The sequence below is a fragment of the Kribbella sp. NPDC055110 genome, from assembly GCF_053607525.1.
This window is the reverse complement of sequence record NZ_JBSGTS010000014.1, coordinates 34,858-60,352: the sequence shown is the minus strand read 5'-3', so window position 1 is coordinate 60,352 and position 25,495 is coordinate 34,858. Positions and strand designations below refer to the sequence as shown.

The 25,495-nt window shown below is 69.5% G+C and carries 24 protein-coding genes; 18 read left to right on the top strand and 6 right to left on the bottom strand.

Features of this window, described 5'->3' with window-relative positions; translation table 11 throughout:
* Nucleotides 1–62: 62 nt before the first annotated feature.
* A complete protein-coding gene (locus ACWF0M_RS22435; protein ID WP_452237622.1) occupies nt 63–1,070 on the bottom strand; it encodes a hypothetical protein in 1,008 nt (335 codons plus the stop codon).
* A gap of 192 nt (nt 1,071–1,262) precedes the next feature.
* Here ACWF0M_RS22435 and ACWF0M_RS22430 point away from each other — a divergent pair, with 192 nt between their 5' ends.
* On the top strand, nt 1,263–2,129 hold the full coding sequence (locus tag ACWF0M_RS22430) for a GNAT family N-acetyltransferase (RefSeq protein WP_452237621.1): 867 nt from the start codon (nt 1,263–1,265) through the stop codon (nt 2,127–2,129).
* Between the two features lie 23 nt (nt 2,130–2,152).
* Here the strand turns inward: ACWF0M_RS22430 and ACWF0M_RS22425 are convergent, their stop codons facing one another.
* Entirely contained in the window at nt 2,153–3,244 is a 1,092-nt protein-coding gene (locus ACWF0M_RS22425) for a dipeptidase (protein WP_452237620.1), read from the bottom strand.
* A gap of 65 nt (nt 3,245–3,309) precedes the next feature.
* On the opposite strand from ACWF0M_RS22425, the gene hisI reads away from it, so the two are divergent.
* From hisI to ACWF0M_RS22365, 12 genes are all read left to right on the top strand, one after another.
* Nucleotides 3,310–3,642, top strand: coding sequence for a phosphoribosyl-AMP cyclohydrolase (gene hisI / locus ACWF0M_RS22420; protein ID WP_130379534.1), 333 nt, complete (start codon nt 3,310–3,312; stop codon nt 3,640–3,642).
* Between the two features lie 118 nt (nt 3,643–3,760).
* A complete protein-coding gene (locus ACWF0M_RS22415; protein ID WP_452237619.1) occupies nt 3,761–5,263 on the top strand; it encodes an anthranilate synthase component I in 1,503 nt (500 codons plus the stop codon).
* Nucleotides 5,260–5,802 (top strand): Trp biosynthesis-associated membrane protein, encoded by a 543-nt coding sequence (locus ACWF0M_RS22410; protein WP_452237618.1) that lies wholly within the window; start codon nt 5,260–5,262, stop codon nt 5,800–5,802. The genes ACWF0M_RS22415 and ACWF0M_RS22410 overlap by 4 nt, the downstream gene beginning before the upstream one ends.
* A gap of 56 nt (nt 5,803–5,858) precedes the next feature.
* Nucleotides 5,859–6,116, top strand: coding sequence for an HGxxPAAW family protein (locus tag ACWF0M_RS22405; protein WP_452237617.1), 258 nt, complete (start codon nt 5,859–5,861; stop codon nt 6,114–6,116).
* A gap of 13 nt (nt 6,117–6,129) precedes the next feature.
* Nucleotides 6,130–6,936 (top strand): indole-3-glycerol phosphate synthase TrpC, encoded by an 807-nt coding sequence (gene trpC, locus ACWF0M_RS22400; protein ID WP_452237616.1) that lies wholly within the window; start codon nt 6,130–6,132, stop codon nt 6,934–6,936.
* 74 nt (nt 6,937–7,010) lie between these two features.
* Complete coding sequence (gene trpB / locus ACWF0M_RS22395; RefSeq protein ID WP_452237615.1) at nt 7,011–8,213, top strand: tryptophan synthase subunit beta; 1,203 nt, start codon at nt 7,011–7,013, stop codon at nt 8,211–8,213.
* Nucleotides 8,206–9,030 carry a tryptophan synthase subunit alpha gene (trpA, locus tag ACWF0M_RS22390; protein ID WP_452237614.1) on the top strand — a complete coding sequence of 275 codons (825 nt, stop codon included), beginning with the start codon at nt 8,206–8,208 and terminating at the stop codon, nt 9,028–9,030. Before trpB ends, trpA begins: the two co-directional genes overlap by 8 nt.
* 7 nt (nt 9,031–9,037) lie before the next feature.
* On the top strand, nt 9,038–9,694 hold the full coding sequence (locus tag ACWF0M_RS22385) for an SCO family protein (protein ID WP_452237613.1): 657 nt from the start codon (nt 9,038–9,040) through the stop codon (nt 9,692–9,694).
* Nucleotides 9,691–10,161, top strand: coding sequence for a DoxX family protein (locus ACWF0M_RS22380; protein ID WP_452237612.1), 471 nt, complete (start codon nt 9,691–9,693; stop codon nt 10,159–10,161). The genes ACWF0M_RS22385 and ACWF0M_RS22380 overlap by 4 nt, the downstream gene beginning before the upstream one ends.
* Nucleotides 10,158–10,862, top strand: coding sequence for a DsbA family protein (locus tag ACWF0M_RS22375; protein WP_452237611.1), 705 nt, complete (start codon nt 10,158–10,160; stop codon nt 10,860–10,862). Before ACWF0M_RS22380 ends, ACWF0M_RS22375 begins: the two co-directional genes overlap by 4 nt.
* A 51-nt stretch (nt 10,863–10,913) precedes the next feature.
* Nucleotides 10,914–12,023 carry a prolipoprotein diacylglyceryl transferase gene (gene lgt / locus ACWF0M_RS22370; RefSeq protein ID WP_452237610.1) on the top strand — a complete coding sequence of 370 codons (1,110 nt, stop codon included), beginning with the start codon at nt 10,914–10,916 and terminating at the stop codon, nt 12,021–12,023.
* Nucleotides 12,024–12,072: 49 nt separating this feature from the next.
* Nucleotides 12,073–12,741 carry a VIT1/CCC1 transporter family protein gene (locus ACWF0M_RS22365; protein ID WP_452237609.1) on the top strand — a complete coding sequence of 223 codons (669 nt, stop codon included), beginning with the start codon at nt 12,073–12,075 and terminating at the stop codon, nt 12,739–12,741.
* Here the strand turns inward: ACWF0M_RS22365 and ACWF0M_RS22360 are convergent.
* Entirely contained in the window at nt 12,702–13,751 is a 1,050-nt protein-coding gene (locus ACWF0M_RS22360; RefSeq protein ID WP_452237608.1) for a 1-aminocyclopropane-1-carboxylate deaminase, read from the bottom strand. The genes ACWF0M_RS22365 and ACWF0M_RS22360 overlap by 40 nt on opposite strands.
* 26 nt (nt 13,752–13,777) lie before the next feature.
* On the opposite strand from ACWF0M_RS22360, the gene ACWF0M_RS22355 reads away from it, so the two are divergent.
* Nucleotides 13,778–14,584: a hypothetical protein gene (locus ACWF0M_RS22355; protein ID WP_452237607.1), complete on the top strand. Its 807-nt coding sequence runs from the start codon at nt 13,778–13,780 to the stop codon at nt 14,582–14,584.
* Here ACWF0M_RS22355 and ACWF0M_RS22350 read toward each other — a convergent pair.
* The 3 genes from ACWF0M_RS22350 to ACWF0M_RS22340 all read right to left on the bottom strand — a co-directional run bounded on the left by ACWF0M_RS22350 (nt 14,494) and on the right by ACWF0M_RS22340 (nt 15,824).
* The gene (locus tag ACWF0M_RS22350; protein WP_452237606.1) at nt 14,494–14,958 is read right to left on the bottom strand and encodes a hypothetical protein; all 465 of its coding nucleotides are present in this window, start codon (nt 14,956–14,958) and stop codon (nt 14,494–14,496) included. The genes ACWF0M_RS22355 and ACWF0M_RS22350 overlap by 91 nt on opposite strands.
* A gap of 135 nt (nt 14,959–15,093) precedes the next feature.
* Nucleotides 15,094–15,222, bottom strand: coding sequence for a hypothetical protein (locus ACWF0M_RS22345; RefSeq protein WP_452237605.1), 129 nt, complete (start codon nt 15,220–15,222; stop codon nt 15,094–15,096).
* Nucleotides 15,216–15,824: a phosphotransferase family protein gene (locus ACWF0M_RS22340; RefSeq protein ID WP_452237604.1), complete on the bottom strand. Its 609-nt coding sequence runs from the start codon at nt 15,822–15,824 to the stop codon at nt 15,216–15,218. Before ACWF0M_RS22340 ends, ACWF0M_RS22345 begins: the two co-directional genes overlap by 7 nt.
* A gap of 344 nt (nt 15,825–16,168) precedes the next feature.
* Here ACWF0M_RS22340 and gltB point away from each other — a divergent pair, with 344 nt between their 5' ends.
* The 4 genes from gltB (at nt 16,169) to pyk (ending at nt 25,369) form a co-directional block, all read left to right on the top strand.
* Nucleotides 16,169–20,707: a glutamate synthase large subunit gene (gene gltB, locus ACWF0M_RS22335; protein WP_452237603.1), complete on the top strand. Its 4,539-nt coding sequence runs from the start codon at nt 16,169–16,171 to the stop codon at nt 20,705–20,707.
* Nucleotides 20,707–22,173 (top strand): glutamate synthase subunit beta, encoded by a 1,467-nt coding sequence (locus ACWF0M_RS22330; RefSeq protein WP_452237602.1) that lies wholly within the window; start codon nt 20,707–20,709, stop codon nt 22,171–22,173. Before gltB ends, ACWF0M_RS22330 begins: the two co-directional genes overlap by 1 nt.
* Nucleotides 22,174–22,267: 94 nt before the next feature.
* Nucleotides 22,268–23,818: a metallophosphoesterase family protein gene (locus ACWF0M_RS22325; RefSeq protein ID WP_452237601.1), complete on the top strand. Its 1,551-nt coding sequence runs from the start codon at nt 22,268–22,270 to the stop codon at nt 23,816–23,818.
* Between the two features lie 99 nt (nt 23,819–23,917).
* A complete protein-coding gene (gene pyk / locus ACWF0M_RS22320; RefSeq protein WP_452237600.1) occupies nt 23,918–25,369 on the top strand; it encodes a pyruvate kinase in 1,452 nt (483 codons plus the stop codon).
* Nucleotides 25,370–25,495 lie beyond the last annotated feature (126 nt).

Here is a 25,495-nt window from a genome sequence, read left to right as displayed (position 1 = left end):
ACCCTCCTTGTGCCCGCACCAACCACAAACGCACCCGGAAAATGGTTGGCCCGTGCTCAAGGTCACGCGGCGTCGGCGTGCGGCGGCGGTACGGCGCGCCAGCGGGGTGGCTCCGTGGTGCGGGACTCGCCGCGGACGAAGGCGGCCCGGAGGCGCGCGATCAGATCCGAGCGCGGATCGACCACGTCCTCCCACCCGAAATGAACCAGTTCGACGCCACGGTCGCTGAGGCGCTGGTCACGGCGATGGCTCTTGCGGAGCAGCAGCCGCCGCTCCGCCGGGCTGTTCGCTTCGTACTTCGCGAGCCCGTCGGCCTCCCCGACAGTTCGGAACCATGGCCACCAGAAGTCGACGCGCTCGGGCATCCAGCCGTATCCGTCGAAGAACTGCACCTGGAGCAGTGGGGCGGGCAGACCGGCCGCCGCGAACACCGCCCTGCCGATCGACTCCAGGACGGACTCCGCCGAGGGATCACCGAAGCCGATGGCGTGCTCGGCCCGCCGGATCCCCGGCCAGTGCTGCTGGCGTTCGGCAACCGCGTGCAACTCCGCCAACGGTGTACCCGCCCGCAGTGCGCCGTCGACAGAGACGATCGACTCGCGCAGCGGCAGCTCCCGAGCCAGGTCGACCACGGTCCTGGCGATGCGGGTGACAGGCAACCATCCATGACCCGTGAGATCAGCAGCCGTCAGACCGGCACGCCGTACGACGATGTCCGCGCGTCGCTGATTGCGCGGCGCTTCCGGCGGACGGGTCAGCCACGCGGCGTCGATCGGGGCGCCACTCGGACGACCGCGGTCGGTCCACACCGGGATGCCTGCCAACCGGGCCGCGCTGAAATGACTCACGACCGAGCCCGGGTACGCCGCGTGTGCACAAGCGATCGTCGCGAGTTGCTCGTCGAGTCGTCCATCGACGTACTGGCCGTGGTGGTGTTGCAGCGCGCCGCGCCGTACCAGCCGCCGAAGGTCCGCGTCGCCGAGCCCGAGCTCAATCAGTGCCGCGCGCCGCCGAGGCCTCCGCGCCATCACGAGCAGCCGTTCGCCCACGCCGTACCCAAGCCGATCCATCCCCCCAGCCTCCCCGCTCTGCCCCAACCTCCGCATCCCCACAACCCCCGCCCTGTGGAAAACGTCTTTGAGCACCCACCAACCAAATCTCGCGGTGGATTTTGGTTGGTGGGGGCCCAAAGTGCGGTCGAGTGGTTGGTGCGAGCTCAAAGTGGGGTGCGGGGGGTGGGGGTGATGGTGTGTGATCGGGGGATGGGTATTGAGATGGGTGTGGCGGGGGCTGGGGAACTGGCGGAGGTTGTGGGGGTGCTGCGGGAGTGGCAGCGGGAGGGGGTGGCTTCGCAGTTGCATCCGGGGGATCTTGGGTGGTTCTGGCGGTTCGGACAGGAGCGGACGGCGGCGGCGACGCGGATCTGGCGACGGGGTGGTGAGGTCGTCGCGATCGGGATGCTGGACGAGCCGGACTGGTTGCGGATGTCGATCGCGCCGGATCTGCAGCGGGACGAGGAGTTGGCGCAGCGGATCGCCGCGGACGTGTCGGTGCCCGCGAAGGGTGTGCTGATCGAGGGCAAGGTGTACGTCGAGACGCCGATGGGCGCGCTCGTCCAGGACCTGCTGTTCAAGGAGGGGTGGAACGCGGACGTGCCGTGGGTCCCGGTGTGGCGTGACCTGACCGATCCGGTGCCGGATCCGGGTGTCCGGATCGATGTGGTCGGCCCGGAGGAGGCGCACGAGCGGACCGGCGTACAGCGGGCGTCGTTCGACGGGTCGACGTTCACGAACGACCGCTGGTTCGCGATGGCCGACGGCCTGCCGTACGCCGACGCGCGCGATCTCCTGCTCCGCAACGAGATCGGCGAGTCCGTTGCCGCCGCCACCGTGTGGTCGGCCGGCGAGGGACGCCCCGGGTGCATCGAGCCGATGGGCGTCCACCGCATGCACCGCGGTCGCGGGTACGGCACCGCGATGGTCCTCGGTTGCGCCCGCGTACTCCGGGAGATGGGCGCGTCCAGCGTCTACACGGTCACCCCGGCAACGAACGTCGGCGCCGTCGCGACGTACCAGGCCGCCGGGCTCGAACCCCAGGCCGAGATCCGCTCCCAGTACCGGGACGCCTAAGGCGAGATCCGCTGCCGAGACGCCTAAGCGAAGTCGTCCGCGGCCCGGAGCACGCGCAGGATGTTGCCGCCGGCAAGTTTGCCGAGCTCCTCGTCGCTCCAGCCGCGGTCGGCCAGCGCACTGAACAGCACCGGGTACGACGCCACGTCCGGCAGTTCGACCGGGAATTCGGGGCAGCCGTCGTAGTCACCGCCGAGGCCGATGTGGTCGACGCCTGCCACCTCGCGGACGTGTTCGACATGCTCGACCACGTCCGCGAGCGTGATCGCCGGTCGCGGTACGCCGTACATCGCCTCGACCTTCTCGCGATGCTCGCTGTCCTCGAGGCCGTGTTCCTTCGCCAGCGCGCGCATCCCGTCGAGCCAGTCGACGTACGCCTGCGAGACGAAGTACGGCACGAACGTCACCATGCAGACGCCGTCGTTGCGGGCCAGCGTCTCGAGGACGTCGTCCGGCGCGTTCCGCGGTACGTCGCAGACCGCGCGCGCCGACGAGTGGCTGAAGATCACCGGTGCGCTCGTCACCCGCAGTGCGTGCCGCATCGTGTCCGCGGAGACGTGCGAGAGGTCGACCAGCATGCCGATCCGGTTCATCTCCCGGACGACGTCCTCGCCGAGCTCGTTCAGCCCGCCGAGTACCGGCTCGTCGGTGGCCGAGTCCGCCCAGGACACGTTGTTGTTGTGGGTCAGCGTCATGTACCGCACGCCGAGCGCCCGCATCACCCGCAGGACGCCGAGCGACTCACCGATCGAGTGGCCGCCCTCCATCCCCATCAGCGACGCGACCCGGCCGGCCTTGATCGCCGCGTCCACGTCGTCGGCTGTATCCGCCAGTTGGAGATCCGACGGGAACCGCTCCACGAGTCGCCGGACGAAGTCGACCTGCTCGAACGTACGCCGTACCGCGTGCTCGTCCTGCGGCACCCAGAGGGACCAGAACTGCGCGCCGACGTGACCCGCGCGCAGCCGCGGAAGGTCGGTGTTCAACGAAGGCACGGACCCGGCCAGGTCGTACGCGTCCAGGTCGTACCCGCACAGCTCGTAGAACGCGATCGGCAGGTCGTTGTGCCCGTCGATCACCGGATGCGCCGCCAGCAACTGCTCGATCCGACTCATCGGGCCATCCTCGCAAGTTCGGGACCGTGGTCAGAAGGCAACCCCGGATCGGGGACAATGGGTGGGTGATTATCGACGAGTTGACCTTCGACGCGGCCGGTCTGATCCCGGCAGTGGTGCAGCAGTACGACACGCGCGAGGTCCTGATGGTGGGCTGGATGAACGCCGAGGCGGTACGCCGTACCGCGGAGAGCGGCCGGAGCACGTTCTGGTCGCGCAGCCGGCAGCAGTACTGGGTGAAGGGCGAGACCAGCGGCCACCGTCAGCACGTCAAGCAGATCCTCGTCGACTGCGACGCCGACACCCTGCTCGTCCTGGTCGACCAGGAAGGCCCGGCCTGTCACACCGGGACCCGCAGCTGCTTCGAGCACGGCGAGATCGAGGTGAAGGCAGCGTGACCCTGCTTTTGGCCGGGCCTTCGGCACCGGCGTGGTCCCGGGGCTGTGACTCCCGGTCTTCCCTCGTCGCTCCGGTCGCTTCGCTCCCTCCACTCCTCAGTCCAGACCGGGAGGCCCCGTGACCGCTCCAGCGCTCGAGACGTTTCGCGAGTATGCGAAGGACCGCCGGGTCATCCCGGTGACGCGGCGGCTGCTGGCTGACGCGGAGACGCCGATCGGTGTCTACGGCAAGCTCGCGGCCGAGCGGGAAGGCACGTTCCTCCTGGAGTCCGCGGAGAACGGCGGCGTCTGGTCCAGGTACTCGTTCATCGGCGTCCGCTCCGCCGCGACGCTGACCGAGCGCAACGGCGAGGCCGTCTGGACCGGCAATCCGCCAGTCGGCCTGCCGCAGACCGGCGACCCGCTGCAGGCGCTCCGCGAGACGCTCGAGATCCTGCACACGCCGCGGCTGCCGGACCTGCCGCCGCTGACCGGAGGCATGGTCGGCTTCCTCGGGTACGACGCCGTACGCCGTCTGGAACGCCTGCCGGACACGACCATCGACGACCTCGGCCTGCCTGAGCTGACGTTCCTGTTCGCCACCGACCTGGCCGCCCTCGACCACGAGACCGGCGAGATCTGGCTGATCGCGAACGCGGTCAACTGGGACGACTCCGACGAGCGCGTCGACGAGGCCTACGCCGACGCCGTACGCCGCCTGGACGCGATGGAGCGCGATCTCGCTCGGCCCACCCCGTCGTACGTCGTGCACGCGGATCGGCAGGCCCGGCCGGACCCGCACCGACAGCGCTCCAGCGCCGAGTACCGCCAGGCGGTCGAGGACGCGAAGGAGGAGATCCGCGCGGGCGAGGCGTTCCAGATCGTCGTCTCACAGCGGTTCGAGCTGCAGAGCAGCGCGTCGGCGCTCGACATCTACCGGGTGCTGCGGCGCTCCAACCCCAGCCCGTACATGTACCTGGTCCGCCTGGACGGCTTCGACATCGTCGGCTCCAGCCCGGAGGCCCTGGTCAAGGTCACCGAGAACAAGGTGATCCTGCACCCGATCGCCGGCACCCGCCGCCGCGGCGTGACGCCGGAGGAGGACCACGCGCTGGAGCAGGAGCTGCGCGCGGACGTGAAGGAACGCGCCGAGCACCTGATGCTCGTGGACCTGGGCCGCAACGACGTCGGCAAGGTCTGCGCGCCCGGCACGGTCGAGGTCGTCGACTTCATGGACGTCCGCCGCTACAGCCACGTGATGCACCTGGAATCGACGGTCACCGGGCAACTGCGGGCCGGTCTGACCGCGTTCGACGCGCTCACCGCCGCGTTCCCCGCAGGCACGTTGTCGGGGGCACCGAAACCGCGAGCCATGGAGATCATCGACAAGCTCGAGATCACCCGCCGCGGCGTGTACGGCGGCGTGGTCGGCTACCTGGACTTCGCCGGCGACGCCGACACCGCGATCGCGATCCGCACCGCGGTGCTGCGCGGCGGTACGGCGTACGTGCAGGCCGGGGCCGGGATCGTCGCGGACTCGGATCCGGCCGCGGAGGACGCCGAGTGCCGGACGAAGGCAGCCGCCGTACTCAACGCGATCGCGGTCGCAGGAACGTTCAGCGACGTCCTGGGAGACGTGTGAAACCGCAACGGCTGGTAGACCTGCTCGCCCTGGTGGCGCTCGTGCTACTCGGCCTCTCGGGATACCTGACCTGGGTGTCGGTCAACCCCGGCAACGGCCGCGTGGACGAGGTCTTCAACGGCTACTCCATCACCAAGGCGCCGGTCGCGCTGGCGCTCGCGTCGGTGGTTGCAGTCGTGGTTACCAAACTCGCCGGTACGGCGTTGCGCCGGCTGCTCGGTGCGCTTGTCGTCGTGCTGGGCGCCGTAGCGGTCGCTGTCGCGCTGCTGGTGCGGCCCGACGGCCCCGAGCTGAGCCGGATCCGGCCGGTGCTCAGCGACGTACTGACCGACCAGATCGTCCAGACCGGCGGTCCGGCGCCGTGGTTCGCGCTGGGCGGCGGGATCGCGCTCGTCGCGGCCGGTCTGCTCACCGTGCTGACGGCGCATCGCTGGCGCGGCGCGACCCAGCGTTACGAGCGTGATCCGGCCGCCGCGGGATCGGATCATGGGGCGGATCAGTGGAAGGCGATCGACGCCGGGGAGGACCCGACTCTCTGATCGCGGCGGGCTACCGCCACAATAGGACAGGACGACGAAGAGGAGTGGCGCCAACTATGGACAATACGGTGGCGGATCAAGGGCCCAGTCGGATCGACGAGGAAGCTCCGCACGATCTGCACGGCAACAGCCCGGCGGCGTGGACGGCGGTCGCGATCGTGCTGGTCGCGTTCACGGTCGGCGCCATCGCCATGGTGCTGGGACCGAACTGGGTGCTGTTCTGGATCTCCGTCGCGATCGCGGTGCTGGGGGCGCTGGCCGGCAAGGTGCTGCAGCTGCTGGGCTTCGGGGTCCCGACCGACGGCGACCACTGAGGGGCGGACGGACATGACTGTGCTTGACGACATTCTCGCCGGGGTCAAGGCCGACCTCGCGGAGCGCCAGGCGCTTGTCGGCCTGGACGACCTGAAGCTCGAGGCCCAGCGCAAGCCCGACGCCAAGGACCCGATGCCGGTGTTCCGCGGCGACGGGATCGCGGTGATCGCAGAGGTGAAGCGCTCCAGCCCGTCCAAGGGCGAGCTGGCCGAGATCACCGACCCGGCCGCGCTGGCCGGGGAGTACGAGCTGGGCGGCGCCGCGGCGATTTCGGTCCTCACCGAAGAGCGCCGGTTCAACGGCAGCCTCGACGACCTGCGCGCGGTCCGCGGCCGGGTCGACGTGCCCGTGCTGCGCAAGGACTTCATCGTCTCGTCGTACCAGCTCTGGGAGGCGCGGGCGGCCGGTGCCGACATGGTGCTGCTGATCGTCGCCGCGCTCGAGCAGGAGGCGCTGGTCTCGCTGATCGAGCGGGCCCAGTCGATCGGCCTGTGCCCGCTGGTCGAGGTGCACGACGAGGAGGAGACCCGGCGTGCGGTGGACGCCGGCGCCCAGCTCATCGGCGTGAACAACCGGAACCTGAAGACCCTCGAGATCGACCGGGACACCTTCGCCCGGGTCGCGCCGACGATCCCGACCGAGCTCGTCCGGGTGGCCGAGTCCGGGGTCCGCGGTCCGCATGATGTAATCGAGTTCGCGCGCGCCGGGGCCGATGTCGTCCTCGTCGGTGAAACCCTGGTGACCGGCCGCGATCCTCGCGCCTCGGTCGCCGACCTCGTCGCCGCCGGATCGCACCCCGCCATCCAGCAGCGGCACTAGAACTCCCGCCCGGTCCAAACGGTGCGGGGCCGTAACTGTCCCGCGCCGTAGTGCCGGGTTGGAAGGTTTGTCGGATGTCTACTGTGCTGCCCGACCAGTTCGGGCACTTCGGCCGTTTCGGCGGCAGGTTCATGCCGGAGGCGCTGATCGCGCCGCTCGACGAGCTCACGCAGGCGTGGCGCGAGGCCATGGCCGACCCCGAGTTCACGGGTGAGTTCGAGCGGATGCTGCGCGACTACATCGGCGCCCCGAGCCTGCTGTACGAAGCGACGCGGCTGTCGGACGTCGCCGGTGCGCGGATCCTGCTGAAGCGCGAGGACCTGAACCACACCGGCGCGCACAAGATCCGGAACGCGATCGGCCAGGCGCTGCTGACCAAGCGGATGGGCAAGCCGCGGGTGATCGCGGAGACCGGCGCCGGGCAGCACGGCGTCGCGACCGCGACCGCCTGCGCGTACCTCGGCCTGGAGTGCGTGGTCTACATGGGCGAGGTCGACACCGAGCGCCAGGCGCTGAACGTGGCCCGGATGAAGCTGCTCGGCGCCGAGGTGATCTCGGTGAAGACCGGCAGCCGGACGCTGAAGGACGCGATCAACGAGGCGCTGCGCGACTGGGTCGCCAGCGTGGACAAGACGCACTACATCCTCGGTACGGCGGCCGGTTCGCACCCGTTCCCGGCGATGGTCCGCGACTTCGTGCGCGGGATCGGCGACGAGGCGCGCGAGCAGTCGCTCGCCCTGCTGGGCAAACTGCCGGACGCCGCGGTCGCGTCGGTGGGCGGCGGATCGAACGCGATCGGCCTGTTTACCGCGTTCATTCCCGACGAGGACGTGAAGTTGTACGGCATCGAGCCGGGCGGCGACGGGTTCGAGACCGGCCGGCACGCGGCGACGATCACCGCCGGGCAGGTCGGCGTACTGCATGGTGCGCGGTCGTTCCTCTTGCAGGACGAGGACGGGCAGACGATCGAGTCGCATTCGATCTCCGCGGGACTGGACTACCCGGGTGTCGGCCCGGAGCACGCGTGGCTGGCGGAGACCGGGCGGGCGACGTACCGGCCGATCACCGACGCCGAGGCGATGGACGCCTTCAAGCTGCTGTCCCGGACCGAGGGCATCATCCCGGCGATCGAGTCCGCGCACGCGGTCGCCGGCGCTCTCGACATCGCTAAGGAACTGGGGCCGGAGGCAACCATCTTGGTGAACCTCTCCGGTCGCGGCGACAAGGACATGGACACGGCCGCGACGTGGTTCGGCCTGGGGGGTTCTGATGAGTGACGTGGTTGCCCTGGGCAACGCCGGGGTCGCGATCCGGAAGGCGAACGACGCGGGTCGCGGCGCCCTGATCGGGTACCTGCCGGCCGGCTTCCCGACGTACGACGGTGCTGTGGACGGCGTCAAGGCGATGATCGACGGCGGCGCCGACGTGATCGAGCTCGGTCTGCCGTACTCCGACCCGGTGATGGACGGCGTCACGATCCAGCGCGCCACCGAGATCGCACGGGCCGGCGGGCTGCGGACCCGGGACGTGCTGAGCACGGTCGAGAAGATCACGGCGTACGCCGACGTACCGGTGCTCGTGATGACGTACTGGAACCCGGTCGAGCGGTACGGCGTGGACCGGTTCGCGGCCGATTTCGCCGGTGTCGGGGGAGCGGGGCTGATCACGCCCGACCTGATTCCGGACGAAGGCGCGGAGTGGATCGCGGCCGCCGACAAGCACGACCTCGACAAGGTGTTCCTGGTCTCGCCGTCGTCGACCGACGAGCGGATCGCGATGACCACGGCCAACTGCCGCGGCTTCGTGTACGCGACTGCTGTGATGGGTGTCACCGGTGCGCGGGACAAGCCGTCCGATCTCGCGGCGCCGCTGGTGGCGCGCGTGAAAGCGGCGACCGGTCTGCCGGTCGGCGTCGGCCTCGGCATCTCCAACGGCGACCAGGCGGCCGGTGTGGCGGCGTTCGCGGACGCGGCGATCGTCGGCGCGGCGCTCGTCAAGGCGCTCCAGGACGGCGGCCCGGCCGGCGTCCGCGCGCTCACCGAGGACCTGGCCGAAGGCGTCCGCCGGGAACCTCGCACGAACGCCGGACGTTAGAACCGCCGTGAGTCGATCGAGGAACGCCGTGCTGCTGTTGGCGGCGGTGGCTCTGCTCGCCCTCGCGGGCTGCAGCGGCAAGGAAGAGAAGCCGAACAACCCCGGCGGCGCGATCATCCGCAGCAGCCAGGACCCGAACGGGCTGCGCGGCGCCACTCTCGACCGGCCGTACTCGATGCCCGCGGCCACCTTGACCGACACCGCCGGGAACCCGTTCAACCTGGTCACGTCCACGAAGAAGCCGGTCACGCTGGTGTTCTTCGGGTACACGAACTGCCCGGACGTGTGCCCGACGGTGATGGCCGACGTGGCGTCGGCGCTCACCAAGCTCGACGACCAGGTGCAGGACCAGATCCAGATGCTGTTCGTCACCACCGACCCGGCGCGCGACACCGGGCCGGTGATCCGCAAGTACCTGGACCGGTTCGACCCGGCGTTCGTCGGCCTGACCGGATCGCTCACCTCGATCAAGGACATCGCGAAGGCCGTCGGCGTACCGGTGGAAGGGATGCAGAAGCTTCCTTCCGGCGGGTACGAGGTCGGTCACGGAGCGCAGGTGATCGGCTTCGGGAAGAACGACAAGGCGAACGTGCTCTGGTTGTCGAACGCCGCCATCGGCGACCTCGTGCACGACTTCGGGAAGCTGGTGGAGGACAACCGGTGAAGCCGTGGATTCCCTGGGTCTCCCTGGTGGCGCGGCTGGTGCTCGGCGGCGTGATGCTGGTCGCCGGCGCGCTCAAGGTGACCGATCCGGAGACCGCCGCCCAGGCGGTCCGCGCGTACGAGCTGCTCCCGTCGGCCCTGGTCGAACCGGTCGGCTGGGGGCTGCCGTTCCTGGAGATCGCGATCGGGTTGCTGTTGATCATCGGCTTCGGTGTCCGCGCGTCCGCGGCGGCCGCGGGTGTTTTCATGATCGTCTTCATCGCCGCGGTGTCGTCGGCTTGGGCCCGCGGCCTGTCGATCGACTGCGGCTGCTTCGGCGGCGGCGGTCAGGTCGCGCCGGGACAAACGAAGTACCTGCAGGAGATCCTTAGGGACGTCGGCCTGCTGGTGCTGGCCGGCTGGCTGTGGTTGAACCCGGTCAGTAAGTTCGCTGTTGTATCCGAACCGCAAGGAGCCACCGCGTCGTGAGCAAGAACGCCCCCGTGAATCCGCTGCTGCAGCAGCAGAAGCGCCGGATCTCACCCGGGATCATCGTGGTGATCGTCCTGGTGCTGGCCCTCGGCGCGGGTGTCGGCGTGCAGTACTACCGCGGCCACTCCAAGGTCGAGGTGAGCTCGAACGGCCGTGCGGAGCCCGCGGTCGTCACCGGTCCCGGCACGTCCGGCAAGGGCGTCACGGTCGGCAAGTCCGACGCGAAGGTGAACATCGACCTGTACCTCGACTTCCGCTGCCCGCACTGCGCGGAGTTCGAGGAAGCCAGCGGCGCTACCGTCGACAAGCTCGTCCAGGACGGTACGGCGACGCTCACGTACTGGCCGCTCCAGTTCGTCAGCCCGGACGCCTCACCACGGCTCGCGAACGCGTTCGCCGCGGCGGCCGCGAACGGCAAGGCGCTGAGCTTCGCCGACGAGCTGTACGGCGACTTCTCGAAGTCCTGGACCACCGACCAGCTGCTCGAGCTCGGCAAGCAGCTCGGGGTCGGCGACGCGAAGTTCCAGCAGGCGGTGCAGGACAACACGTACGCGAGCTGGCTGGAGTCCGTGGGCAAGGCGGCCGACGACCGCGGCGTGACCGGTACGCCGACCGTCTACGTCAACGGCAAGCAACTGGCGACCGACCAACTCACCGCCGAGGGCCTGCAAAAGGCCGTCGACGCGATCGCATCGTGACCCCGGGTTGGTGGCCGTCGTCTGGTGGGTCGAGTAGCGTTCCCACTTGCCATGTCTAGTCTGCTTCCCGCCGTGATGGTTCCGGCGTTCATCCCCAGTCCGAGCCAGGGTGTCTGGCACCTCGGCCCCCTGCCGATCCGCGCGTACGCACTGTGCATCCTGGCCGGCATCTTCGCCGGTTACTGGCTCGGCCGCCGGCGCTGGGTGGCGCGCGGCGGCTCGGCGCCGGTGCTCGCCGACATCATGTTCTGGGCGATCCCGTTCGGGTTGATCGGCGCGCGGATCTACCACGTGGTCACCGACGCCGAGCTGTACTTCGGCGCCGGCAAGCACCCGATCGACGCGCTGAAGATCTGGCACGGCGGGCTCGGGGTCTGGGGCGCGGTCGGCTTCGGCGCGCTCGGCGCCTGGATCGCCTGCCGGCGCGCCAAGGTGCCGTTCCTGGCGGTCGCGGACGCGATGGCGCCGGGGATCGCGCTGGCGCAGATCTTCGGCCGGTTCGGGAACTACTTCAACCAGGAGCTCTTCGGCGGCCCGACCACCAAGCCGTGGGGCCTGGAGATCGCGACGGGTCACCGGCCGCCCGGGTACGCCGACTTCGCCACGTTCCACCCGACGTTCCTCTACGAAGCGGTCTGGAACCTCGGTGTGGTGGCCCTCGTGCTGCTCGCCGACCGCCGGTTCAAGCTCGGTCACGGACGGGCGTTCTTCCTGTACGTCGCGGCGTACACCGCCGGCCGCGCGTGGATCGAGAACATGCGCATCGACGACGTGAACCACGTCCTCGGCCTCCGGCTGAACGTCTGGACCGCGATCATCCTGTTCGTCCTCGCAGTAGTCGCCTTCGTCATCAGCGCCAAGCGCCACCCAGGCCAAGAAGACATAGCCACCGGCCCCGCCGCCGGCAAACCGGCTGACGCAGCGAAGGACGTCACCAAGCAGAGTGACGCAAAGCAGGACGCGGCGGACGACGGCACGACGCCGGAGGCGGGCGACGCGGCCGCGGAGGCCGACGGCGTGCCCGCGCAGGTCGGCACAACCACCACCAAGCCGAGCGAAGCGAAGGCGGACGCCACCGAGCCGAGCGAAGCAAAGGCGGACACGGAGAGCGCGACCGGCGACGCGACCGCCGCTAAAGCCAGCGACGGGTCTCGTGACTGAGACGCCGGAGGTTTCTGCTGAGCATCACGGTGACCATACGCACCGTGATGTGAACGGCGGCTGGCTGCGCCCGGCGGTGTTCGGCGCGATGGACGGCCTGGTGTCGAACTTCGCGCTGATCGCCGGCATGGACGGCGGCACCACTTCCGGCTCGAAGTTCATCGTGCTGGCCGGCCTCGCGGGTCTCGCTGCCGGCGCGTTCTCGATGGCGGCGGGGGAGTACACCTCGGTCGCGTCGCAGCGCGAGCTCGCCCACGCGGAGATCGAGGTCGAGCGCGCCGAGATCAAGAAGCACCCGATCGACGAGGAGATCGAGCTCGCCGAGACCTACCGGGCGAAGGGCCTCGACCCGGACCTGGCCAGCAAGGTCGCGAAGCAGTTCCACGCCGACCCGGACCAGGCCCTCGAGGAGCACGTCCGCGAGGAGCTCGGCATCGACCCGACCGACCTCCCGAACCCGGTGATCGCGGCCGCCTCGTCGTTCATCTGCTTCGCCGTCGGCGCCTTCGTCCCGCTCGCGCCGTACCTGCTCGGCGCCGGCAGCGTCGTACCGTCCCTGATCCTCGCCCTGACCGCCCTCTTCGTCTGCGGCGCCGTCGTCTCCCGCGTCACCAGCCGCTCCTGGTGGTACTCCGGCCTCCGCCAACTCCTCCTCGGCGCCGCAGCCGCCGCCCTCACCTACTTCGTCGGATCACTGGTCGGCCCCGGAATCGGCTGAGTGTGGGTGAAGAGGCTGCTGTAGGCGTTCAGGGCGGGTTGGCCGCCGAGGTGGGCGTAGAGGACGGTTGAGGTCTTGGGGATGTCGCCGGTGCGGATGAGGTCGATCAGGCCGGCCATGGACTTTCCTTCGTAGACCGGGTCGATGATCATCCCCTCGAGCTGGCCGGTCAGCCGGATCGCGTCGAGGGTGGACTGGACAGGTACGCCGTACTCGTCGCCGGCCCAGCCCTCGAAGACGGTGATCTCGTCGGCGCGGAGTTCCCGGCCGAGGCCGATCAGCTCCGCGGTGCCGCGGGCGATCCGCTCGACCTGGTCGCGGGTCTCCTGGAGCTTGGCGCTGGCGTCGATCCCGATCACGCGCCGCGGGCGGTCCTGGCCTGCGAACCCGGCGATCATCCCGGCGTGCGTCGACCCGGTCACCGAGCAGACCACGATCGTGTCGAAGAAGACTCCGAGCTCGCGCTCCTGCTGCTCCACCTCGTACGCCCAGTGCGCGAACCCCAGCCCGCCGAGCCGATGGTCCGAGGCGCCGGCCGGGATCGCGTACGGCGTACCGCCGCGAGCCTCGACGTCCGCGAGCGCCTGCTTCCAGCTGTCCTTGAACCCGATCCCGAACCCGGCCGGGTCGAGCCGCACCTCGGCGCCCATGATCCGGCTGAGCAGGATGTTCCCGACCCGGTCGTTGAGCGCGTCCGGCCAGTTCACCCAGTTCTCCTGGACGAGCACCGCCTTCAGCCCGACCTTCGCCGCGACCGCGGCCACCTGGCGGGTGTGGTTCGACTGGTACCCGCCGATCGACACCAACGTGTCGGCGCCCTGCGCCAGCGCGTCCGGGATCAGGTACTCCAGCTTCCGCGTCTTGTTCCCGCCGTACGCGAGCCCGGAGTTGCAGTCCTCCCGCTTCGCCCACACCTTCGCCCCACCCAGGTACGCCGAGAGCCGCTCCAGCGGATGCACCGGACTCGGCCCGAACAGCAACGGATACCTCGGAAAATCACTGAGCCCCATCAGTTCCTCCCATTACGATCGGCGGAATGTTCCCCGGTGAGATCGATGTCCTTCCGGCCACGTACCTCGATCAACTAGGCACCATCTTCACCCGCTTCGACACCCAGGACTCCGGCAACATCTCGTACGCCGTGCAGACCGCCACCGCGAGGTACTTCGTCAAGACCGCAGGCGACCCGGCCAACGCCGAGCCGTACCTCGACTTCGCCGACCGCGTAGCCCTCCTCCGCAACGGGACAGAGCTCGCCCGCTCGGTCGACCACCCCGCGCTCCCGACCCTGCACGCCGTGATCGAGTCCCCGGCCGGTCCGCTCCTGGTCTACGACTGGCGCGACGGTGACCTGCTCCACGACCCGGCCGTCCGCGAGCGCTTCCAGGCCCTCCCGACCGAGGAGATCCGCACCGCCCTGGACACGCTCTACGACCTGCATGCCGCCCTGGACGCAGCCGGCTGGGTCCAGGGCGACTTCTACGACGGGTCGTTGCTCTACGACTTCGCAGCCCATCGCCTCACCGTCATGGACCTCGACTCCTACCACCGCGGCGCCTACCGCAACACCATGGGCCGCATGTTCGGCTCCACCCGTTTCATGGCCCCCGAGGAGCTCGCCCTAGGTGCTCCCATCGACTCCCGAACCACCGCGTACGCCCTCGCGCGGGCCGGCCTGATCCTCCTGCCCGACCCGCCGCCGGCGCTCGAAGACGTTCTCCTCGAGGCGACGACTGCGCGGTTCTCGAGCTATCAGGCGTTCCACGAGGCGTGGCTGACGGCTTCGTCGACGACCGCGGACAGCCTCACCAACCGCTCCAGGTGCACGCCGGGATCGGGCTGAGCGAGCGCCCACGCCGCGCGGGCGACAAGGGTGACGGCGGCGATCAGCACGGCGCCACGCCGTACCAAATCGCGCGGCCACGTGGCTGCGCTGCCCGTCTGGTAGGCGGTCACCAGGTCGGCGATCGGCACCTCGGTGAACTGCAGCAGGTACGAGAGGTCGAAGCCCAAGGGGCCGATGCCGAACTGGTCCTCGAGTAGACCACTCGCGGCGACGTCGGCCTGGCGCCGCCAGTACGCGTAGTGACTGGGCCGCCCCTCGCCGGGCACCAGCCGCTTGGCGACGAAGCCCTCCGGCGTGCTCCACACGCCGCCGTCCGCCCGTCCGTTGCCCACGCTGAGCAGGATCCAGTCACGCCCCGGTCGCCAAACCATCGAGCAGATCTATCAAACGATTGGTCAACTCCGTACCGAAGAACGGGTAGTGGTCAGGCCCGACGGCTCCGCGCCCGCACGCGCCCATCCGCAACCCCTGGACTCGGCACACCACTACCCGTCCTTCGGTACGCATCACAGATAGCCGGCGGCCTCTTCCACAACGGGGGACAGGTCGAGCATGCGCCGTACGTGATCGCCGGGCTCCGGCTGGGCGAGCGCCCACGCCGCACGCGACACGCAGGTGTACGCCGCAGTCAGCACAGCTCCACGCCGTACAGCAGCCACGTCACCGCCATGCGCCGCCACCAGTTCGTCGAGCGGGACGTCGACCGCGAGCGAAGGTAGCCGAGGTCGAACCCGGCAGGGCCGAGGCCGAACTGCTCCCAGTCGATCGCGACCACGTCGTCGCCGTCGCGGCCGAGCAGGTTCACCGGATGCGCATCACCATGCGTCGGCACCCGAGGCAGACCGTCTAGCACTGCTAGTGCGCTGTCCCGCTGCCTCCACAGCTCGTCAATCGCGGGCGACGCGAGTCCGGCCCGGTTCAGCGACGCCCACCCGCCGCGCCGCTCTACAGTCCGCAGACGGTCACGTAGTACGTCGTGAGCGGCCCAGCGAGGCTCTGCCACGGAGGAGGTCGCAAAGCGCCCCAGGGCCCCGGCCAGCGCCTCGGGAGGCCGCTCAGCGGGGGGCATGTAGGCCATCCGGAGCGTGATGCCGTCAGCGTCCCGCTCGACGCCCAAACAGGTGGGTGCGCGAAGTCCCGGCGTACCTGCGACCACACCGGATTCGGCGACCAGCGCCTGCCGTTCCCAGTAGGCGTGGTGCCGAGGGTCTTGTACGCCGGGGACCAGGCGCTTCACCACTTCGTCGTCTGAGGTTCGCCAGACGCCGCCTGTCGCTTGGCCGGTGCCGGAGGTGAGTGGTTGCCAGTCGGGGGACGGGTGCCAGGGCATAGAGCTCGTCTATCAGGATCCGGCGGTCTCAGCAGGTGAATTTCAGGGGCGCGTGGGTGGTTGTCAGGGAGGTGGGCTGGGATGATGGGAGGCTAGTAGTGAGCGCTTGCTTACTGAGGGTCATCAAGGCGTTGCGCGGTGGACAGGAAGTCCAACTGGCGGGCGTCATGAGGTAGTCTCGGGACTCCCGGCTTGGGCCAGTGTTGTCCCGCGGCCAGTTGTGTTGACCGTAGGACGACGGGAGCTCCTGAATGTTTGGTGTCCCCCCTGCCCAAAACCGGCACCGCCCGAGCGAGGGTCTGTACGACGGGAACCACGAGCACGATGCTTGTGGTGTCGCGTTCGTGGCGACCCTGACGGGTGTTCCCAGCCACGACATCGTGGCCAAGGCCTTGACCGCCCTGCGGAACCTCGAGCACCGTGGCGCGTCCGGTGCCGAGCCCGATTCCGGCGACGGCGCCGGCATCCTGATCCAGGTACCGGACGCCTTCTACCGCAAGGTGTGCGAGTTCGAGCTGCCGGCGCCGCACAGTTATGCGACCGGTATCGCGTTCCTGCCGGCCGACGCCGACGACGCCGCGAAGGCGATCGACCGGATCGAGGAGCTGGCGGACGAGGAGCAGCTGACGGTGATCGGCTGGCGGGACATCCCGACCACGCCCGGCCTGCTCGGCGCGACCGCGCGTTCGGTGATGCCGACCTTCAGGCAGCTGTTCGTGACCGCGAAGACGGGCCGCGTGCTCGGTCTGGCGCTGGAGCGGATGGCGTTCCGGCTGCGGAAGCGGGTCGAGAAGGAGACCGACACCTACTTCCCGTCGCTGTCCGGCCGGACCATCACCTACAAGGGGATGCTGACCACCGACCAGCTGGACAAGTTCTTCCCCGAGCTGACCGACCCGGACCTCGCCTCGGCGATCGGCATCGTGCACAGCAGGTTCTCCACGAACACGTTCCCGTCCTGGCCGCTGGCCCACCCGTACCGGTACATCGCGCACAACGGTGAGATCAACACCGTCCAGGGCAACCGGAACTGGATGCGCGCCCGCGAGGCGCTGCTCGCCAGCGACCTGATCCCGGGTGACCTGGAGCAGCTCTACCCGATCTGTACGCCGAGCGCGTCGGACTCGGCGTCCTTCGACGAGGTCCTCGAGCTCCTGCACCTCGGCGGCCGCTCGCTGCCGCACGCGATGCTGATGATGATCCCGGAGGCGTGGGAGAACGCCGCCACGATGGACCCGCAGCGGCGCGCGTTCTACGAGTTCCACTCGACGCTGATGGAGCCGTGGGACGGCCCGGCGTCGGTGGTCTTCTCCGACGGCACCAAGGTCGGCGCGGTCCTGGACCGCAACGGCCTGCGTCCCTCGCGCTACTGGGTCACCGACGACGGTCTCGTCGTACTCGCCTCCGAGGCCGGCGTCCTGGACATCGACCCGGCCACGGTGACCGAGAAGGGCCGGCTCGAGCCGGGCCGGATCTTCCTGGTCGACGTCGACGCGCACCGGATCATCACCGACGCCGAGGTGAAGAACGCGCTCGCCGCCGAGCACCCGTACGACGAGTGGCTGCACGCCGGCCTGATCCGGTTCGAGGACCTGCACGAGCGTGAGCACGTCGTCCACAGCCACGCGTCGGTGACCCGGCGCCAGCAGGTCTTCGGGTACACCGAGGAGGAGCTGCGCGTCATCCTCACGCCGATGGCGAAGTCCGGCGCGGAGCCGATCGGTTCGATGGGCACCGACACGCCGATCGCCGTACTGAGTGACCGCCCGCGGCTCCTGTTCGACTACTTCGCACAGCTGTTCGCGCAGGTCACGAACCCGCCGCTGGACGCGATCCGCGAGGAACTGGTGACCTCGCTGTCGTCCAGCCTCGGCCCGGAGTCGAACCTGCTCAACCCGAGCCCGGCATCCTGCCGGCAGGTGGTGATCCCGTTCCCGGTGATCACCAACGACGAGCTGGCCAAGCTCCGGCACATCAACCTCGACGGCGACATGCCCGGCCTGGCCACCACGGTGCTGCGCGGCGTGTACGACGTCGAAGGCGGCGGCGAGGCGCTCCGGACCCGGCTCGACGAGATCTGCGCCGAGGCGAGCGCCGCGATCGAGGACGGCGCCCGCATCCTGGTGCTGTCCGACCGGCACTCGAACGCCGACAGCGCGCCGATCCCGTCGCTGCTGCTGACCTCCGCGGTGCATCACCACCTGGTGCGGGAGAAGACCCGCACGCAGGTCGGTCTGGTCGTCGAGGCCGGTGACGTCCGCGAGGTCCACCACGTCGCGCTCCTGATGGGGTACGGCGCGGCCGCGATCAACCCGTACCTGGCGCTGGAGTCCGTCGAGGACCTGTGCCGGCGCGGCACCTACCTGCCGGGCATCGAGCCCGAGCAGGCGGTCCGCAACGTGGTGAAGTCGCTCGGCAAGGGCGTGCTCAAGGTCATGTCGAAGATGGGTGTCTCGACCGTCGCGTCGTACACGGGTGCCCAGATCTTCGAGGCGAACGGGCTGTCCCCGTTCCTGGTCGACATCTACTTCACCGGTACGTCGTCGCGGATCGGCGGCGTCGGCCTGGAAGCGATCGCCGAGGAGGTACGGCGTCGCCACCTGCGCGCGTACCCGGCCGACGGCATCCTGGCGGCGCACCGCAAGCTCGAGATCGGCGGCGAGTACCAGTGGCGCCGTGAAGGCGAACCGCACCTGTTCGACCCGGACACGGTCTTCCGGCTGCAGCACAGCACCCGGACCGGGCGGTACGACATCTTCAAGCAGTACACGTCGAAGGTCGACGAGCAGTCCGAGCGGCTGATGACGTTGCGGGGCCTGTTCGGCTTCAAGGGCGACCGTACGTCGATCCCGATCGAGGAGGTCGAGCCGGTCAGCGCGATCGTCAAGCGGTTCTCCACCGGTGCGATGAGCTACGGCTCGATCAGCGCCGAGGCGCACACCACGCTCGCCATCGCGATGAACCAGCTCGGCGGCAAGTCGAACACCGGCGAGGGCGGCGAGGACGCCGACCGGCTGTACGACCCGACCCGGCGGAGCTCGATCAAGCAGGTCGCGTCCGGTCGCTTCGGCGTCACCGCGGAGTACCTGACGAACTCCGACGACATCCAGATCAAGATGGCGCAGGGTGCGAAGCCCGGCGAGGGCGGGCAGCTGCCCGGCCCGAAGGTGTACCCGTGGGTGGCGAACACCCGGCACTCGACACCGGGTGTCGGCCTGATCTCGCCGCCGCCGCACCACGACATCTACTCGATCGAGGACCTGGCGCAGCTGATCCACGACCTGAAGAACGCGAACCCGCAGGCGCGGATCCACGTGAAGCTGGTCTCCGAGGTCGGCGTCGGCACGATCGCCGCCGGTGTCTCGAAGGCGCACGCGGACGTCGTACTGATCTCCGGCCACGACGGCGGTACCGGTGCGGCGCCGCTGACGTCGCTGAAGCACGCGGGCGGTCCGTGGGAGCTGGGCCTCGCCGAGACGCAGCAAACCCTGCTGCTCAACGGTTTGCGGGACCGCATCGTCGTACAGACCGACGGTCAGTTGAAGACCGGGCGGGACGTGATCATCGCGGCGCTGCTCGGCGCGGAGGAATACGGTTTCGCGACCGCGCCGCTCGTCGTGTCGGGCTGCATCATGATGCGGGTCTGCCACCTGGACACCTGCCCGGTGGGTGTCGCGACGCAGAACCCGGTGCTGCGCGAGCGGTTCTCCGGCAAGCCCGAGTTCGTCGTGAACTTCTTCGAGTTCATCGCCGAGGAGGTCCGCGAGTACCTGGCGGAGCTCGGGTTCCGGACGCTGGACGAGGCGATCGGGCACGCCGAAGTACTCGACGTCGAGCGCGCCGTCGACCACTGGAAGGCCGACGGGCTCGACCTGTCGCCGGTCCTGCACGTGCCGGCGCTGCCCGAGGGCGCGTCGCTGCACCAGACCGTCGAGCAGAACCACGGTCTGGACAAGGCGCTCGACAACGAGCTGATCCGGATCTGCCGGCCGGCCCTGGACAACGGTGAACCGGTCCGGGCGCAGCTCGCGATCCGCAACGTCAACCGGACCGTCGGCACGATGCTCGGCCACGAGATCACCAAGCGGTACCGCGCAGCCGGCCTGGCCGACGGCACCATCGACCTGACCTTCACCGGGTCGGCCGGCAACTCGTTCGCCGCCTTCGTGCCGAACGGAGTCACCCTGCGACTCGAGGGTGACGCGAACGACTACGTCGGCAAGGGCCTGTCCGGTGGCCGCGTGGTCATCCGGCCGGACCGGCGCGCGCGGTTCGACGCGGCCGACCAGATCATCGCCGGCAACGTCATCGCGTATGGCGCGACGTCCGGCGAACTGTTCATCAGCGGCGGCGTCGGGCAACGGTTCTGCGTCCGGAACTCCGGCGCGACCGCGATCGTCGAGTCGGTCGGCGATCACGCCTGCGAGTACATGACCGGCGGGCGCGTCGTCGTACTCGGCGCCGTCGGCCGGAACTTCGCGGCGGGCATGTCGGGCGGCGTGGCCCACGTGCTCGACCTGGACCACACCCTGGTGAACCCGGAGCTGGTGGATCTGCACCCGGTCACCACGGACGAGTCCGAACTGCTGCACGACCTGGTCCGCAGGCACTTCGAGGAGACCGATTCGGAACGGGCGGCCAAGCTGCTCGCCGACTGGCCGGCCGCGGCTGCCAGATTCACCACGGTGATGCCCCGCGACTACGCCCGGGTGCTGGCGGCCAAGGCGGCCGCCGAGCGCGACGGCCTGGACGAGGACGCCACCACGCGAGCGATGATGGAGGCCATCTGATGGCTGACCCCAAGGGATTCCTGACCACCGGCCGGGAGGTCGCCGACCGGCGGCCGGTCGGCGAGCGGGTGCAGGACTGGAAAGAGGTCTACCCCGGCGGGCCCGGCAAGGCGCTGCTGCCGATCATCACCAAGCAGGCCGGCCGCTGCATGGACTGCGGCATTCCGTTCTGCCACAACGGCTGCCCGCTCGGCAACCTGATCCCGGAGTGGAACGACCTGGTCTGGCGCGACGACTGGTCGAGCGCGATCGAGCGGCTGCACGCGACCAACAACTTCCCGGAGTTCACCGGCCGGCTCTGCCCGGCGCCGTGCGAGACCGCGTGCGTGCTCGGTATCAACCAGGACCCGGTGACGATCAAGAACGTCGAGGTCGCGATCATCGACAAGGCCTGGGAGACCGGCGACGTCCGGCCCCAGCCGCCGGAGTGGCTGACCGGTAAGACGATCGCGGTCGTCGGCTCCGGCCCGGCCGGCCTGGCCGCCGCGCAGCAGCTGACCCGCGCGGGTCACACGGTCGCGGTCTACGAGCGCGCCGACGCCCCGGGCGGCCTGCTGCGGTACGGCATTCCCGAGTTCAAGATGGAGAAGATCCAGGTCGACCGCCGGATCCAGCAGATGAAGGAAGAGGGCACGGTCTTCCGCTCCGGCGTCAACGTCGGCGTGGACGTCACGGGCACCCAGCTCAAGCAGCGGTACGACGCGGTCGTGATCGCCACCGGCGCCACCGCCGCGCGGGACCTTCCGGTGCCGGGCCGAGAGTACGGCGGCATCCACCAGGCGATGGAGTACCTGCCGCAGTCCAACCGGGCCTCGCTCGGGCAGACCGTCGCGGACCAGATCGTTGCCACCGGCAAAGACGTGGTGATCATCGGCGGCGGCGACACCGGCGCGGACTGTCTCGGTACGGCGCACCGCCAGGGCGCGCGGTCGGTCACCCAGCTGGAGATCATGCCGCGGCCCTCCGACGACCGCCCGGGCAACCAGCCGTGGCCGACGTACCCGATGATCTACCGGGTCGCCTCCGCGCACGAGGAGGGCGGCGACCGCGTGTACGCCGTCTCCACGGTGAACTTCGAGGCCGATGCCGACGGCAACGTCTCGGGGCTGAACCTGGTCGAGGTGGAGTTCAAGGACGGGAAGTTCAACCCGGTCGAGGGCTCCGAGCGGACGATCCCGGCGCAGCTCGTACTGCTGGCGATGGGCTTCCTCGGCCCGGAGCGCGAGGGCTTCCTCGAGCAGCTCGGTGTCGAGCTCGACGAGCGCGGCAACGTTCGCCGCGACAACCACTACCAGACGTCGGTCGAGGGGGTCTTCGCCTGCGGTGACGCCGGCCGCGGCCAGTCGCTGATCGTCTGGGCGATCGCCGAGGGCCGCTCCTGCGCCGGCGGCGTCGACGCCCACCTCACCGGATCATCGACGCTCCCCACCCCGATCCCGCCCACTGCCCGCCCCCTCACCGTCTGACGGCGGCCCCACCTTGGGCCCCGGGCAACCAAAACCCGCCACGGGAAACGGTTGGTCGGTGCTCAAGGTGGGGCTTCTCGGTAGGTTGGTGAGTATGGCGGTACGGCTGGTGACGAGGGAGCGGCTGCGGGCGATCGCGCCCTGGGCCGGGTTGAGCCTGCTCTTCGTGCTGACCTCGGTCGTGGTCGGGCTGTTCGGGTTCGTGAACGACTCCGAGCGGGTCACGATCGGCGCGCACGCGGCGACCGTGTCACCGACCTTCGACGGGCACGCGACGCTCGACCTCGGCGCCATCCTGCCGCGGCTGCGGATCCCGACGAGTACACCGGGCGGCATCGGCGTCAACGTCGACGTCCAGGAGACCGACGCCGACAACCTCACCGACCTGCTCACCCGCGACACCCTGATCGCCTCCCAGCCCGACGGTGAGATCGGGCGGATCCAGCAGGTCATCGAGGAGATGGCGGTCGACAACGCGGTCGCCGGGGCCGGATCCGGCCTGCTCATGGTCGTGGTGGTCGCGACCCTGTGGACAGCGCTCGGGGTACGGCGGCGGCGTGAGCTGTGGCACCTGGTGCACCGGCACGAACGGCGTACCGAGCACCGGATGATCGTCGTCCTGGTCGCGATGCTGATCACCATCGCGTCGATCTACGGGCCGGGACGGATGCGGACCGCCGAGGTGCCGACGACGCAGTGGCAGCCGTTGTTCAAGCTGCTGCCGGAGATGTCGTTCGACGACCGGCTGAAGTCGGTCGAGGTCGCGTCCGGGTTCTCCACCACCGGCGGGGTCGGGATCATCCGGACGCTGGTCGAGACGTACCGCAAGTCCACCGAACTGTACGGCAAGCTCATGGACCGGGTCGCCGACGTCGCCCCGCAACTGCACAAGCCGAACGAGAACGAGACGGTCGCGCTGCTGGTCGCGGACCGGCACGACAACATCGGCATCGACGGCTTCGCGGCCGAGGTGGCCAAGCGCGGCGGCGCCAAGCTGCTCATCGACGCCGGTGACGACACCTCGTCCGGGCAGAGCTGGGAAGCGTTCAGCATCAACTCGCTGCGGCAGCACTTCAAGGACTTCAAGGTGGTCGCGGTGGCCGGCAACCACGACGCCGGCGGCCACGTCGAGGAGTTCATGCGCAAGGCCGGGTTCACCGTGCTCGACAGCAAGCCGGTCGAGGTCGAGGGGATCCGGTTCCTCGGCGACAGCGACCCGACGCGCACCGGTCTGGGCAGCGCGGACAGCCCGGGGGACGAGACGATCGAGCACCAGTCGCAGCGGCTCGCGGACGTCGCCTGCGACCAGCCGGACGACAAGCGGATCTCGACGATGGTGGTGCACGACCCGTCGTCGTACGCCGACACCGCCGCCCGCGGGTGCGCGACGTTGCTGTTGTCCGGTCATTTGCACCGCCAGGTTGGGCCCGAGCACCGGGTGGTCGACGACCGCGCGGTCACGACGTACACGAACAGCACTACCGGGGGAGCGGCGTACGCGTTCGCGCTGGGCTACACGTTGCGGAGACCGGGCGAGGTCACGCTGATCACGTACCAGAAAGGGCTGCCGGTCGGTCTGCAGGCGGTCACCGCGCAGCCGAGTGGCGACGTGACCGTCGGGCCCTACACCCCCTTGGGTTCTTGACGATTCAGGCGATGTCGCGGTTCGTCTTCTACTGTTAACTGACCAGTAACGGGGGCGGACCAGCGGACCCAGTGGTTTGCAGGAGTAGGGTTTTGTGACGTGCGTCGCGCAAAGATCGTTTGTACGCTCGGCCCGGCTACGGCCGCCCCGGAGCGCATCATGGAACTTGTCCAAGCAGGCATGGACGTCGCAAGGCTGAACCTGAGCCACGGCGCCCATGCCGAGCATGAGCGCATCTACCAGCGGATTCGGACCGCTGCCGCGGAAACCGGCAAGAACGTCGGCATCCTGGTGGACCTGCAGGGCCCGAAGATCCGGCTGGCCGAGTTCGCCGAGGGAAAGGCCACGCTGACCTACGGCGAGCGCTTCACCATCACCACCCGCGAGGTCCCGGGTGACCAGACCATCTGCGGAACGACGTACGACGGTCTGGCCGGTGACGTGCAGCCGGGTGACCAACTGCTCATCGACGACGGCCGGATCGCGCTCGTCGCCGAGGAGGTCACCGAGACCGACGTGATCTGCCGGGTCACCGTCGGCGGCCCGGTGTCGAACCACAAGGGCATCAACCTGCCCGGCGTCGCGGTCAGCGTGCCGGCGATGTCGGAGAAGGACGCCGAGGACCTGCGCTGGGCGCTGCACCTGCCCGCCGACATGATCGCGCTGTCGTTCGTCCGGGACGCCTCCGACATCCAGCTCGTGCACAAGATCATGGACGAGGAGGGGCTGCGGCTCCCCGTCGTCGCCAAGATCGAGAAGCCGCAGGCGGTCGCCAACCTGGACGAGATCATCGAGGCGTTCGACGGGTTCATGGTGGCCCGCGGCGACCTCGGCGTCGAGCTCCCGCTCGAAGAGGTCCCGCTGGTCCAGAAGCTGATCATCGACCAGGCCCGGCTGAACGCGAAGCCGGTCATCGTCGCCACCCAGATGCTCGAGTCGATGATCTCCGCGCCGCGGCCGACCCGGGCCGAGGCGTCCGACGTCGCCAACGCCGTACTCGACGGTGCCGACGCGGTCATGCTGTCCGGTGAGACCAGCGTCGGCCGGTTCCCGATCGAGACCGTCAAGACGATGGCCCGGATCGTGGAGTCGACCGAGGAGCACGGCCTCAGCCGCGTCCAGGCGATCGAGTGGGAGCCGAAGACCAAGGGCGGCGTGATCGCCCGCGCGGCCGCGGATGTCGCGGAGCGGCTGGACGCGAAGTACCTGATCGCGTTCACCCAGTCCGGTGACACCGCGCTGCGTCTCGCGCGCTACCGCACCGAGGTGCCGCTGCTCGCGTTCACACCGGTCCCGTCGGTCAGCTCCTGGCTGAGCGTCGTGTGGGGCATCACCACCCACATCGTCCCCACCGTCGACCACACCGACGAAATGGTCCGCCAGGTAGACCAGCGCCTCCTGGAACTCGGCATCCTGAACAAGGGCGACCTGGTAGTCATCGTCGCCGGCTCCCCACCCAGCATCCCCGGCTCCACCAACGCCCTCCGAGTCCACCGCATGGGCGACGCCATCGAAGGCAACGCCCCCGCCTACCGCAGCCCCAACCCGTAACAGAAGTGGTCGAGGCGGGGGGGGCGGTGGGCCCCCCCCCCGCCGAAATTTAGGTGCGGGGGCGAGCTCAAATAGGGCCCGGTTGGCGGCGGGGCACCAAGCCGGGTGCGGGCGGGGGGGGGGCGC

Bases quoted from the DNA above. Each gene is read 5' to 3' on its own strand.
- ACWF0M_RS22435 (WP_452237622.1), bottom strand. From the start codon at position 1,070: ATGGATCGGCTTGGGTACGGCGTGGGCGAACGGCTGCTCGTGATGGCG.
- ACWF0M_RS22430 (WP_452237621.1), top strand. From the start codon at position 1,263: ATGGGTATTGAGATGGGTGTGGCGGGGGCTGGGGAACTGGCGGAGGTT.
- ACWF0M_RS22425 (WP_452237620.1), bottom strand. From the start codon at position 3,244: ATGAGTCGGATCGAGCAGTTGCTGGCGGCGCATCCGGTGATCGACGGG.
- ACWF0M_RS22405 (WP_452237617.1), top strand. From the start codon at position 5,859: ATGGACAATACGGTGGCGGATCAAGGGCCCAGTCGGATCGACGAGGAA.
- trpC (WP_452237616.1), top strand. From the start codon at position 6,130: ATGACTGTGCTTGACGACATTCTCGCCGGGGTCAAGGCCGACCTCGCG.
- trpB (WP_452237615.1), top strand. From the start codon at position 7,011: ATGTCTACTGTGCTGCCCGACCAGTTCGGGCACTTCGGCCGTTTCGGC.
- trpA (WP_452237614.1), top strand. From the start codon at position 8,206: ATGAGTGACGTGGTTGCCCTGGGCAACGCCGGGGTCGCGATCCGGAAG.
- lgt (WP_452237610.1), top strand. From the start codon at position 10,914: ATGTCTAGTCTGCTTCCCGCCGTGATGGTTCCGGCGTTCATCCCCAGT.
- ACWF0M_RS22360 (WP_452237608.1), bottom strand. From the start codon at position 13,751: ATGGGGCTCAGTGATTTTCCGAGGTATCCGTTGCTGTTCGGGCCGAGT.
- ACWF0M_RS22355 (WP_452237607.1), top strand. From the start codon at position 13,778: ATGTTCCCCGGTGAGATCGATGTCCTTCCGGCCACGTACCTCGATCAA.
- ACWF0M_RS22350 (WP_452237606.1), bottom strand. From the start codon at position 14,958: ATGGTTTGGCGACCGGGGCGTGACTGGATCCTGCTCAGCGTGGGCAAC.
- gltB (WP_452237603.1), top strand. From the start codon at position 16,169: ATGTTTGGTGTCCCCCCTGCCCAAAACCGGCACCGCCCGAGCGAGGGT.
- ACWF0M_RS22330 (WP_452237602.1), top strand. From the start codon at position 20,707: ATGGCTGACCCCAAGGGATTCCTGACCACCGGCCGGGAGGTCGCCGAC.
- ACWF0M_RS22325 (WP_452237601.1), top strand. From the start codon at position 22,268: ATGGCGGTACGGCTGGTGACGAGGGAGCGGCTGCGGGCGATCGCGCCC.